Raw genomic sequence first — 12779 nt, forward strand, 5'->3', positions numbered from 1 at the left:
TTGTAGACACTTTATGAGATTAAAAGAACTTTTACATTATACGTATATTTTCCCTGTTCTGGCGGTGGGGTATTATTTTTCCGGCCTGATGGGCGGTGGAGTTGTCAATGACATTATTGCAGGACTTCTGCTCACCGGAAGTGTTTTATCTGCAGTGCACCACGCAGAAGTGGTGGCTCATAAAGTAGGCGAGCCGTTCGGAACCATTATCCTAGCCCTTTGTATCACCATTATTGAAGTCGCGCTTATCATCTCGCTCATGGTGGCCGGCGGAGATCAGGCGATCACGCTGGCCAGAGATACCGTTTTTGCTGCCGTCATGATTATTCTTAACGGAATTCTGGGGATCTGTATCCTCGTAGGTGGTGTGAAATACCACGAACAGTTCTTTGCAAGAACTTCTGCAACCACTTATCTGGTAAGTATTGTTTCCATTCTGGTGCTTACCCTTGTCCTTCCTAATTTTACTTCAAGTGTCAACGGACCTTTCTATAACGAAGCCCAATTAATATTTATTTCTATTGCCTGTCTTGTGATCTACGGAGTTTTCCTGATGGTACAGACGGTGCGTCACAGAAGCTACTTTATCGTTCCTGATGAACATCCTGAAGAGCATTATATTCCTTCCCTGAACAAAACGCTGATCAGCTTCGGTTTCCTGGTGGTGTGTCTTGTCATTGTTGTACTGATGGCGAAGGGACTTTCCGGAACGATTGAAGGAATGGTACAGAGCATAGGCGCTCCGAAATCGTTGGTTGGGGTTATTATTGCGGGAGTGGTACTTCTTCCTGAAGGAGTGGCAGCGATCCGTGCGGCGAGAAGCAATCAGATACAGTCCAGTCTAAATCTGGCCCTGGGATCTGCATTGGCGAGTATCGGACTGACGATTCCAGCGGTATCTACCGTTTGTATCATGTATGATATTCCTTTGGTATTAGGATTGGATAAAAAAGACATTATCCTTCTTTCTTTGTCCGTATTTATTGTGATGCTTTCTTTAAGCCGTGGAAAGACGAATATCCTGTACGGAACGGTCTTATTAGTTAACCTTGCTGCTTACATCTTTACGGTCATCGTTCCATAATTAGAGGTTAGAAATTAGATATTAGAAGTTAGAAAAGTCAGGTTTCCTGGAGTTTCCGTTTTTTTTAATCCAAAATCTATAACTCGAATCCAAAAATCTCGTACCCCGCATCTCGAAAACCGGCATCCCGAAACTCTCAAACCCAAAACGCTCCGACTCTCAAACTTATTAGAGCCTCCTCGCCAGCTCCATTTTAAAAGCCATGAGCTTAGCGATATTTTCAGACTTATAAATAGCCATGTCGGCATTTTCTCCAACGAAATTTTCTTCGATAGTGGTGCTCCAGAGCTTTAGCCAGCGGTCAAAATGTTGCTGTTCCATCGCCTGAATTTCATTGATCGGAAAATGAACGCCCATAGGATTTCCCTTGTAGCTCATCTGACCAAACAGAATAGATTCCCAGAATGAATACATTTTAGGAAGGTGTTTGTCCCAGTCTACTTTGGCTACATCATTAAAGAAAAACCCAATGGTCTCATCTTTAACAACTTTCGTGTAAAATGAATTCACAAGATGTTCAATATCCTCTCTGGATTCCAATTTTTTCATAGTTCAAATGTACTGCAAAATCAAATTAAAAACTGAATCGGCAGCTTGATAAATTTCATGAAAACAATATTTTATCTTTGCAGCGGAAATGGTGAAATAAGAGATTGTAAAATCATTTTATTCACTTACTTTTAAAAGATAAACAGTATAAAAATGGCAAGAGGCTTCGGACAGAAGATCCGTCAGAAAAACACTGAAAACAGTGGTTTTGGAAGCAATGCATCCGGAAGGTTCATCAATAAGGACGGACTTCCGAATGTCAAGCGGAGAGGCGTGAATGTATTCAACAGACTAAGCTGGTATCACACGATGCTGAACCTTTCGACTTTCCGGTTCCTGTCTTATCTGGTGGTGGCCTATATTCTGATCAATCTCGTATTCGCAATGATTTATTATCTGATAGGCGTAGAGCATCTTACCGGAATTGATAAAAGCGATCCGCTGAACGAGTTCATTGATGTGTTTTTCTTCAGTTCGCAGACCTTTACTACCGTGGGTTACGGGAGAATTGCGCCTGTAGGATTTACGGCAAGTCTTGTAGCTACTTTTGAGGCTTTTCTGGGATTGCTTACCTTTGCCATCGCAACCGGACTTTTTTACGGAAGATTTTCAAGACCGAGAGCTTATCTGAGATTTTCGGATATCGCTGTGATTGCTCCGTTTAAACATTCACGGGCGTTGATGTTCAGACTGGCACCTTTTAAAAATAATGCTTTAACGGATGCGGATGTGATTGTTTCTACAGCGATTGAAGTGATTGAGAATGGAGTTCCGAAAAGTAACTTCTACTCTTTAAAGACCCATTTAAGCAAGATCAATACATTGGCGCTGAACTGGACGGTTGTTCACGAAATCAAGGAAGATTCACCTTTTTATGGCTTTTCTGAGGATGATTTTAAGAATACGGATATTGAGATTATTGTTCAGGTGCGTGCATTTGACGAAGTCTTTTCCAATACAGTGGTTCAGAGATCTTCATACGTCTCTGCAGAAATTGTTTACGGAGCTAAATTTACTCCGATGTATTATCCCGACCAGAATGATCTGACCACGATATTGGATCTGGATAAAATTAATGACTATCAAAAAACAGATCTTCCGGCTACAGCTGGAAATAACGAATAAATGAATTTAGACCTCTATAAAAAGCAGGCTTTACAGAAGCAGAAGGAGCACAAAAAGTTTCTGGACGGATTGAAAAAGAAACCGCCCAAGAACCTCGATTATATCGTTCAGGAAACCCATGATGAAGTTTTCGATGAAGTAGACTGCCTTCAGTGCGCTAATTGCTGCAAAACCACCGGACCTTTATACACCGAAAAAGACATCGAGCGTATTTCAAAACATCTGCGGATGAAGCAGGCTGATTTTGAAGCCAAATTCTTAAGAGTAGACGAAGATAACGATAAGGTCCTTCAGAATCTTCCGTGTTATTTCCTGAATAATGACAATACCTGTTCTATTTATGAAGTAAGGCCGAAAGCCTGCCGGGAATATCCGCATACAGACCGTAAAAAGATCTATCAGATCAATGATTTGATGCTTAAAAACACCGTTATCTGCCCCGCTGCATTTGAATTCGTGGAAAAGATGATGAAGAATATTATGAAATAAATCAGAGTTTGTAAAATCTCTTAAATAATGATAAAGTACGTTAAATAAGACTATTACGCATAATTTAATATAATAAGAGTCGTTTAATTTAAACAACCATTTAAAATATTGTATTATGAAAAAGTTAGTTTTAACAGCAGCGTTTACTTTAGTCGGCGTAATCGCAGTATCGGCTCAGACCCAGACACAACAGCAGAAGCCAGCCGAGACGCCTAATAACCAGACCACTCAAACTAAACAACAGACTACACCGGGAACTTCTACCCAAAAACAAAATACTCCGGCAACCACAACCACAACTGCAACCGCTACGGTAGATGCAGCAGCCACTCCTGCTACAACAGTTGATGCTGCGGCGACCGTAAATGCGGAGGCAGCTACAGATGCTACGAAACCATCAGAGGTAACAAAAGCAGAGAAAAAAGCTAAGAAAAAAGCAAAGTCATCTAAGTAAATACTGAGCAAAGTAGAAAGGTAATCCTGAGACTTCATGTTTCAGGATTTTTTTGTTATCCATTCTTTGAATAATCAACCCGTTCATTATTTACGTATATTTCGGGCGTAAATATAGATCCGGATTACCCGGGCCAAGCTGATTTATTCAATGAAAAGATTAAACCCTTCCGTTAAGCATCATCTACTGATAGGAGTTTTCCTGAGTATATGGCTTTTCATTTTTGCTTTTTTTATAAGACCGTTTGACGACGGAACCATTAGTTTTAAGGTATGGCTCATTATCAGTATTGGATTTAGTGTCATTGCATTTCTGTGTTATGGAGTTATTGCTTTCCTGCAGAAATGGGTTTATAGTAAACTGGCAAAATGGAACATCGGGTTTGAATTAATAAGCATTGTTTTTTTTCAGTTTCTTTTTTGGATAGGCACGTATTGTTTTTATAAAAGCCCTGTTTTGAATGGAGGATATGGTTTTTTTAAGTTTTTAGAGACCATCATTCTTAAATCAGCCTTGATTTCAACGCCCATCATCGTTTTGGCAAGGATCTATGTGGTTTCATTAATTCCTGCACCGAATGACATCATCATTATCAGGGGAGACAATAAGCTGGATATTTTAAAAATAAAAAAAGATGAACTGATCTGTGTTTCCAATGCTCAGAATTATGTTGAGATTTTCTTTGTAGAAGGAAATGAAGTAAAGGTAAAACTCATTCGCAGTACCCTTAAAAAGATTCAGAATGATTTTGATTTTTTAATTCAGATTCATCGTTCGCATCTCATCAATCCATCTCATTTTAAGGCCTGGAAAAATGCGGATACCATTTCGCTTACTCAAATTGAACTTCCCGTTTCTAAAAATTACAGAGAACAGTTGTTGTCCTTATAATTTCCGTCCCTAAAACCGCGTATTTCATCCCTAATCCCTCATGTCACCTTGTTGAACGGTGTTTTTGTTTTTATTTTGCCTTCCAGATAAGAATAGATATTATATGAAAAAACTTTGGATCAGGAGAATTTTATGGTCATCTGCAATAGGATTGTGTATGATGGGCTGTGTTTTTTTATGGGCAGATCATGAACTGAATAAAGTTCTTGGGAAATCTACCCGGGTTATTGATTTTTCTTCATTTACTAAATCATCATCATTAGTTCAGATAAGAAATGTTAATGTCCTTTCGGAAGATTGTACTCATTTTATTACCAATCAGACCGTCCTTATCAAAGATGGACTCATTGTTCAGCTTGACGCCAATCAGCAGGTGAATAAGGATGCTACTATCATTGACGGTACGGGAAAGTATCTTATTCCGGGTCTTGTAGACAGCCATGTTCATGTGAAAGAAAGTAAGAATGATTTGTTTTTATATCTGGCGAATGGGGTTACCTACATCAGGGAAATGGCCGGGCGTCCGGAGATTTTAGAATGGCGGAAATCAATCCTGAAAAGCGGTTTGGGACCGAGAATGTTTGTTGCTTCACCACCTATTTTTAGTGAGGCTGGTCTGGCGGGTTATTATTATAGCTGGACAAGACAGTCCGTCAATTATTCCAATAAAAAAGATGCGGAAAAAGCCATAAAAAAAATAAAGGAGCAGGGCTACGATGCCATTAAAATGTACGGTTTTGTCAATCCGGAAATGTTTAAAACAACAATACAAATTGCGAAAGAAAATAAGATACCAGTTATTGGGCACATCCCGTTGGTTGATTTAGAAACCTTTTCTTCCTCAGGTCAGAAGGAAGTTGCCCACATTGAGGAAATAACGGTTAAAACAATTGATGAATTCGGAAAACCAATTTCTAAAAATCCAGAAGAATATCTCCGGTTTTTAAAAATACGGTCAGATCAGATCGCCAAAAAACTAAAAGAAAATAAAATAAGTGTTACTTCAACCGTTTGGTTATGCGAAAGCTTTTTAACCCAGCGATTTGACTTAAAAACTAAACTTAAAGAAATAGAACTAAGATATACTAATCCCAAAATTATTGAAGGAACACCATTATACAAAATGGGTTGGCTACCCGGTAAGAATGGCTATGAATATGATGGAAAAGATACACCTGAAGCCAAAAAGTTATCACTAAGGTTTTGGAAGACCTATGCGGAAGCGATCCATATCATGAACAAAGCATTGGTAGATCACCATGTCCCCGTTATGGCCGGAACAGATGCTAATGTTGCCACGGTTGTTCCCGGGTTTGCCCTTCACGATGAATTAGAGTCTTTATCTCGATCCGGGATGACCAATTCACAGGCTATTTATTCTGCGACGGTGGAGCCGGGTCTATGGATGAAAAGTAAGACCGGGAAGATCAAGACGGGGTATCATTCAGATATGGTACTGCTTGCTAAAAATCCATTGGAAGATATCAGGAATACAAAGGCTATTGAGTATGTGTTTTTTAACAGTCATATCATAAGCAAAACTCAAATTAAAATGCTCTTGAAAAGCATTGAGAATGCCAATAATGAAAACAGGAATATAGAAATTGGTGAATACCTGAAGTGAAGATACGGATCAGTCTCAAAAATTGGAGAGTACAATAAATACAATCAAACTTATAATGGTCTGTTTAAAATTGATCTTAATTTTCTTAACCTCAATAAACTTTAGTTTATTTCTTAATTTAAACAGTAAGGATTTAAGCAGTATCCTTATTATTATGAATGAAGAAATCAATAAATTGATCTTTAAGTATTCCATCTTTTAAGATCTTAATGTCTTAATGTTTAAAAAAGCTTGCTCCCCAAGTTTTGAGATTAAGTTGAAGATACCGGTTAATTTTTTTCAGTTGATACAATAAAAAAAGCGCTGTAACATGTACAGCGCTTTCTCCTTTCACTTTTTACTTTTTTCCCATTATCCCGGGAACAGGCTGTATCAAAAAAGGCTGGGAATTTACCCAACCTTTATTTATTTTATACCACTCCCTGAGCCAGCATTGCTTCCGCAACTTTCACGAAGCCGGCAATGTTTGCCCCTTTCACGTAGTTTACGTAGCCATCTTCATCTTTTCCGTAGTCTCTACAAGCCTTGTGGATTCCGATCATGATCTCTTTCAGTCTTGCGTCAACTTCCTCAGAAGTCCAGTTAAGACGGATAGAGTTCTGCGTCATCTCAAGACCTGAAGTAGCAACACCTCCGGCATTGGAAGCTTTACCAGGCGAGAATAAGATTTTATTGTCTAAGAAATAGTTAATTGCATCTAAAGTAGAAGGCATGTTAGCCGCCTCAGTAACGCAAAGACATCCGTTTCCTACCAAAACTTTAGCATCTTCAAGATCCAGTTCGTTTTGAGTTGCAGATGGGAATGCTACGTCACATTTCACTTCCCAAGGACGTTTTCCAGCGTGGAATTCAGCAGAAGGATATTTTTTAGCATAGTCTTCAGCTCTGTTGTTTCCTGAAGATCTCAATTCTAATAAATAATCGATTTTTTCTCCGCTGATACCGTCTTTATCATAGATGTATCCGTCCGGACCAGAAACTGTTACTACTTTAGCTCCAAGCTCAGTTGCCTTTTTGATTACTCCCCAGGCTACGTTTCCGAAACCTGATACACTTACGATTTTATCCTTAAATGTTTCGTTGATCGTCTTAAGCATCTGCTCTGCGAAGTATACTACACCGTATCCTGTAGCTTCAGGACGGATCAGTGAACCTCCGTAAGCAAGACCTTTTCCGGTAAGTACTCCTGTAAATTCGTTTCTTACTTTTTTGTATTGTCCGAAAAGATATCCGATCTCTCTTGCTCCTACACCGATGTCTCCTGCAGGTACATCTGTTTCAGGACCGATATGCTTGCATAATTCAGTCATGAATGCCTGGCAGAAACGCATTACTTCCATATCAGATTTTCCTTGCGGATCAAAATCTGAACCTCCTTTACCTCCGCCCATCGGAAGAGTAGTCAATGAGTTTTTAAATACCTGCTCGAAAGCTAAGAATTTAAGAACTGAAAGGTTTACAGTAGGGTGGAAACGAATTCCTCCTTTGTATGGTCCGATCGCAGAGTTCATTTGGATTCTGAATCCTCTGTTTACCTGGATCTCTCCTTTATCATCAACCCATGGAACTCTGAAAATTATAACTCTTTCAGGTTCAGCCATTCTCTCTAGAAGCTTCATTCCCGTATATTCCTTCTTGGTCATAATAAACGGAATTACAGTCACAGCTACTTCTTTTACGGCTTGTAAAAATTCTGGTTCATTAGGATTTTTTGCTTCAATCTTGGCAATAAACTCCTGGATTTTCTGGTCAATATTATATTGTTCCATATATTAGGGTTGAATATTATTGTCAACAAATTTAATTTTTTTTTCAAGATTCACAATACTCTATTTCAACATTGTTAAAAATTAAATAATAATGTCCCGAAATATTATTAAATTGATAATTAGTGATCAAATTTTGTTGAAAATTAAAAGTTACGTCTCAAATAATGCAATATTAAGAAATCGTTAATTCTCAAATTGCGGTAAATTGCCTCCCGGAAAATGATTTTACTTTCCCCAAAAGCTCCAATTCTAAAATTATAGGAAGAATTTTGTAAGAAGCCATCGAAATCATCTGCGCCAGATCGTCCAGAGATACCTGCGGATGGGCTTTGATCGACTGATAAACGGTTTCCTGACTTTCAGTAAGTTGTATGTTTAATTCACTATACGGGAAGAGTTCTGATGTTTTCTCTTTGGTAGGATTGAATCCAAGTGAATTCATAAGATCTTTTATGGTAGAAATGGCGGATGCTTTATTCTGGAAAATCAACTGATTGCATCCCTGACTGTGTGGATCTGTGATCTTTCCCGGCAAGGCAAAAACTTCCCGGTTGTAGTCGTTGGCAAATGAAGCGGTACTTACAGATCCGCCTCCAAATCCGGTTTCCACGACAATCGTTGAAGGAGAAAGTCCGGCTATTATTCTGTTTCGCTGGATGAAATTTTCGCGGTCAGGTTTTCTGGAGGAATTGAATTCGGTGATCAATGCTCCGTTTTCTTCTACAATTTTTTCAGACAGTTTTTTATTTTTCGATGGATAAAGCGTGTGAAATCCATGAGCCAGAACAGCTATGGTAGGAATTTGATGTTGAAGGGAATGTTCGTGAACTTCTTTATCCACTCCAAGCGCTAATCCGCTGACGGATATGTATTTGTAAGGCTTGGTTGCTTCGAAGAAATCGCTGATGAATTGCTTGCCGTAAGAAGTCATACTGCGCGTTCCGACAAGACTTATTTTTGGTAACGAATCCTCAAAACTTCCTTTCTGATATAGAATGGCGGGCGAATCATCACATTCGTTGAGCAAATAGGGAAGTTCATTGAGGTGTCTCAGCCTGATCATAATCTGGTTCTTCTCACAGAATTTTATTTCCTTTTCTGCAAATTTCAGATAATCTTCCTTTCCAATATCGGCAACCGTTTTTCGTCCTATGCCATCGGCTTTGCTGTACTCTTTCTTTGCTTTTTTCCAGACTTCTTCAGCACTTCCGAATATTCTTACAAGTTTATGAAAATTAATGTCGCCAATCAGGCTGCATTCGCGCAGAGCGATGGCGTAGAGGTATTCTTCAGAGATCATTGTATGTGTTTCCCCCAAATGTAATAAAATAACCCGAGTTGAAGTTACGTGGTATGAGTTTGAGTGTTTGAGTGTTTGAGTGTTTGAGGGTTTGAGTGTTTGAGGGTTTGAGGGTTGCTGGCTGAAGTTGTTTTTCCTAACCACGAAACCCGTATCCCGGAACTTTATTAGTTGCTGTAAGGTTAGTAGTAACTTCCATCCTCCCTCTTCCAGCTTCCAACTTTATTTTACTTCCTTCTCAACTCCTCCAAATGATCCCAGATATCATCTCTTTTTTTATAAGGGAGTTCCAGAAAGTCATCAGGATGATTTTCCTTGTATTCCTGCCACAGTTTATCGTCTTTTTCGCTGTAGTAATTTGGAAATTCCCAGATATACTTTTTTTTTCTTTCGCCTACATTTTTAAACGCAAAAGCAATGATACTTCCTACGACAGCTCCGGAAAGGTGAGCCTGCCATGAGATTTTACTCGGTTCCTGAAGATTGTAGAACAGTTCTTCCGGAAACATTCCCCAAATCAAACTGCCATAATACAGAACGACAAGGAGCGAAATGGTGAGCAGTTTCATATTCCATTTGAAAACACCGCTGAAGAAAAGGAAGAAGGCGAGGACATACACCACACCACTGGCTCCAATGGTACAGGTGTACATATAATCTCCGGTTAGAATATCTATAGGAGGCAGCATCCAGACCAGAAGACCTGTTGCAAGCCAGCCGATGACAAACACTTTATTGGCTACCAAAGGATAGAATTGATACAAAAGAAAGAGAAGGATCGCTACCGGAATAGAGTTCCCCATAATATGATCAATATTTCCATGCAGAAGAGGAGCTGTGATGATTCCCAGCAAGCCTTCCGGCAATAGAGGTATAATGGCCCCAAAACAGCTTTGGAAAAAGCCCTGCATCTGCAGAAAGTAGCCGAACCACATAGCTGAAAGCATCAGCAGTGGGGTGATAACAGCCCTTTTGGAAATTATATTTTTAAACATGTGGAGGGTACGTCAAATCAAAAGCCAATGATAAATTTCGGAAAATTTGGCGATGTGTCGTGTGGAGATCTGCTTATTTTCAGACAAAAGGTTTCAATTTTAACATACGGAGCTTAATATTTTGACATTGAACGTATTAAACTGGCCTGTTTTTGGTTGCATGAAGAGAATTTAGCGTGTTTAAGGCATTTTATGACCTGAGATTTGCTTTAAAAAAAATTATATTAATATTTTTGTAATGAAAATCATGTAAAATAATGAAGAAGTTTTTATTGATTCTTTCCTTTGCTATAGGGATTTATGCAAGTGCACAAGAAGAATTGAAAAAAGATTCAGTAGTCGTAGATACGGTAAAATACTGGTCGGTATTAGGAAAACACAGTTTAATGATCAATCAGGCGGCCTTTTCAAACTGGGTCGGTGGGGGAGCCAACAATGTAGGATGGCTTGCCGGAGTGAATTACAATCTTACCTATGAAAAAGACAATGACCTCTGGGAGAACATTATTGTCCTGGATTACGGGCAGAATGATACGAAAGGGCTTGGTATAAGAAAAACCCAGGATGTTATTAATGTGTCCACCAATTACGGGCGTAAATTTTCCAAAAGCTGGTATTTTTCACTGGGAGCAGGTCTGCAGTCGCAGTTTGCACCCGGATATGAGGACGGAAATAATCCAGCGGCTAAAAAGATCTCCAATTTTATGGCGCCAGGGTACCTCAACCTCGGTATGGGTATCACGTACAGGCCGAATGATAATCTGACGGTCACGCTGCGTCCTACCAACGGCAGATGGACTTTTGTCTTAGATAAAGAACTTCAGTATGCAGGAAGCTACGGTTTGAAAAATGATGGTGACACTTCGCTGTTGCAGTTCGGTTTTCTTGGGACGGCGCAATACAAAGTAAAATTGATGGATAATGTTCACATCACCAATACCGCTTCTGTGTTTTCCAATTACTTGGATCACCCTGAAAGACTGGTACTTGCTTATGGAGCATTGATCAACTTTAAAGTGAATAAATTTATCTCATCCAATATTACAGTGGATCTTCTGTATGATCATAACCAGATCCAGAAGACCCAGCTGAAACAGACCCTTGGGATCGGATTTGCCTATACACTGAATAATGGAGTGAAACGCTCTGACCGTAAAGACAGCCAGTGGTGGATTAAAAAATAAAGATTTAATTTTAGTAAAAAATATACAATCACTTCAATCCGGAGTGATTTTTTTATTAGCCCTAATTCAAATAAATATTTTAAACAGTATTGTTTTATTTGATGATTTTTATTCTATTATTTTAGTGAATTAAGCTGCTGTTTAATGCATTAAATAATAATTAATATATATCATAAATGAGTGATTAGTTTTTTACCAAAAAATATATGTATATTTTTGTAACGAAAAATCCTTACTTATGAAAAAACTTTTATTTGCCCTTTCCATCTCTATGGGAGTAAGCACAATGGCTCAGGAGGCCAAATCCGAAGCTGCTACAACAGATACAGTGAAAGCCTGGTCTATTCAGGGACAGAATACATTAATGCTTAATCAGGCTGCGTTCTCGAACTGGGTTGGTGGTGGAGCTAACAATGTGGGGTGGCTTGCCGGAGTGAATTATAATCTTACGTATGAAAAAGGGAAGGACCTTTGGGAAAACATCATTATTTTGGGTTACGGACAGAATAATACAAAAGGGATCGGAACCAGAAAAACACAGGATGTCATCAATATTTCTACGAATTACGGGCGTGAATTTGCCAAGAACTGGTATCTGTCTGGAGGTATAGGCCTTCAGACGCAGTTTGCAGGAGGTTATGAGGATGGCAATAATCCTGATGCCAAAAAGATTTCCAATTTTATGGCTCCGGGATATCTTAATGTAGGGGTGGGTGTTACCTATCGCCCTAATGATAATTTTACAGCGACACTTCGTCCGGCCAATGCCAGAGTAACTTTTGTTCTGGATGAAGCTCTTCAGACGGCAGGAACTTATGGCCTGAAAAATAACGGTGATTCTTCTCTGTTCCAGTTCGGTTTCCTGGGAACGGCTATTTACAAAGTCAAGATCATGGATAACATCAACCTGACGAATACGGCTTCCGTATTTTCAAACTATCTTGATAAACCGGACCATTTGGTGCTTGGATACAGCGGAATTCTTAATATGAAGATCAATAAGTTTATCTCAACCAATATAACACTGGATCTGATGTATGATCATAACCAGATTCAGAAAACTCAGCTTAAACAGACTCTGGGAGTAGGATTCGCTTATAACATCGATAACGGTAAGAAACGTTCTGATAAGAAAGAGAATCAGTCCTGGTTGAAATAATTAGGCCGCAGGAAGATGGAAGAGGGAGGCTGGAAGTTACTAGTAGACCTATGATTTCTGACAGTTATAGTAAGAAGTCGTCTCAAAAAACAATAGAGTTCCGATTTGGACTCAATAACTTCCTTCTTCCAGCTTCGGGCTTCCATTCCTGATAGG

12 protein-coding genes are annotated in these 12779 nt (G+C 39.1%); 8 read left to right on the forward strand and 4 right to left on the reverse strand.

Annotated features, from left to right (window positions below):
- The first annotated feature begins 13 nt into the window (after positions 1-13).
- Entirely contained in the window at positions 14-1084 is a 1071-nt protein-coding gene (locus tag BUA72_RS18640; protein ID WP_034724228.1) for a calcium:cation antiporter, read from the forward strand.
- Between the two features lie 168 nt (positions 1085-1252).
- Here BUA72_RS18640 and BUA72_RS18645 read toward each other — a convergent pair whose 3' ends face one another.
- Entirely contained in the window at positions 1253-1633 is a 381-nt protein-coding gene (locus tag BUA72_RS18645) for a group III truncated hemoglobin (RefSeq protein WP_072924528.1), read from the reverse strand.
- 153 nt (positions 1634-1786) lie between these two features.
- On the opposite strand from BUA72_RS18645, the gene BUA72_RS18650 reads away from it, so the two are divergent.
- The 5 genes from BUA72_RS18650 (at position 1787) to BUA72_RS18670 (ending at position 6216) form a co-directional block, all read left to right on the forward strand.
- Positions 1787-2758 carry an ion channel gene (locus BUA72_RS18650; protein WP_072924529.1) on the forward strand — a complete coding sequence of 324 codons (972 nt, stop codon included), beginning with the start codon at positions 1787-1789 and terminating at the stop codon, positions 2756-2758.
- Positions 2759-3247, forward strand: a complete 489-nt coding sequence (locus tag BUA72_RS18655; RefSeq protein ID WP_072924531.1) for a YkgJ family cysteine cluster protein — start codon at positions 2759-2761, stop codon at positions 3245-3247.
- 115 nt (positions 3248-3362) lie between these two features.
- Complete coding sequence (locus BUA72_RS18660) at positions 3363-3701, forward strand: hypothetical protein (protein ID WP_072924533.1); 339 nt, start codon at positions 3363-3365, stop codon at positions 3699-3701.
- 150 nt (positions 3702-3851) lie between these two features.
- Positions 3852-4592 carry a LytTR family DNA-binding domain-containing protein gene (locus BUA72_RS18665; protein ID WP_072924534.1) on the forward strand — a complete coding sequence of 247 codons (741 nt, stop codon included), beginning with the start codon at positions 3852-3854 and terminating at the stop codon, positions 4590-4592.
- A 103-nt stretch (positions 4593-4695) separates the two neighbouring features.
- Positions 4696-6216 carry an amidohydrolase family protein gene (locus tag BUA72_RS18670; RefSeq protein WP_072924536.1) on the forward strand — a complete coding sequence of 507 codons (1521 nt, stop codon included), beginning with the start codon at positions 4696-4698 and terminating at the stop codon, positions 6214-6216.
- Positions 6217-6626: 410 nt separating this feature from the next.
- On the opposite strand, the gene gdhA is transcribed toward BUA72_RS18670, so the two are convergent.
- The 3 genes from gdhA to BUA72_RS18685 form a co-directional block, all read right to left on the reverse strand.
- Positions 6627-7985 (reverse strand): NADP-specific glutamate dehydrogenase, encoded by a 1359-nt coding sequence (gene gdhA / locus BUA72_RS18675; RefSeq protein WP_047451015.1) that lies wholly within the window; start codon positions 7983-7985, stop codon positions 6627-6629.
- Between the two features lie 190 nt (positions 7986-8175).
- Positions 8176-9285 (reverse strand): DNA-processing protein DprA, encoded by a 1110-nt coding sequence (gene dprA / locus BUA72_RS18680; protein WP_072924538.1) that lies wholly within the window; start codon positions 9283-9285, stop codon positions 8176-8178.
- Positions 9286-9512: 227 nt separating this feature from the next.
- Positions 9513-10280, reverse strand: a complete 768-nt coding sequence (locus BUA72_RS18685) for a rhomboid family intramembrane serine protease (protein WP_072924539.1) — start codon at positions 10278-10280, stop codon at positions 9513-9515.
- A gap of 257 nt (positions 10281-10537) precedes the next feature.
- On the opposite strand from BUA72_RS18685, the gene BUA72_RS18690 reads away from it, so the two are divergent.
- Positions 10538-11464: a DUF3078 domain-containing protein gene (locus BUA72_RS18690; protein WP_072924541.1), complete on the forward strand. Its 927-nt coding sequence runs from the start codon at positions 10538-10540 to the stop codon at positions 11462-11464.
- A gap of 238 nt (positions 11465-11702) precedes the next feature.
- Positions 11703-12623 carry a DUF3078 domain-containing protein gene (locus BUA72_RS18695; RefSeq protein ID WP_047451007.1) on the forward strand — a complete coding sequence of 307 codons (921 nt, stop codon included), beginning with the start codon at positions 11703-11705 and terminating at the stop codon, positions 12621-12623.
- The last annotated feature ends 156 nt before the right edge of the window (positions 12624-12779 follow it).

It is taken from the genome of Chryseobacterium sp. OV279, assembly GCF_900128945.1.
GTDB lineage: Bacteria > Bacteroidota > Bacteroidia > Flavobacteriales > Weeksellaceae > Chryseobacterium.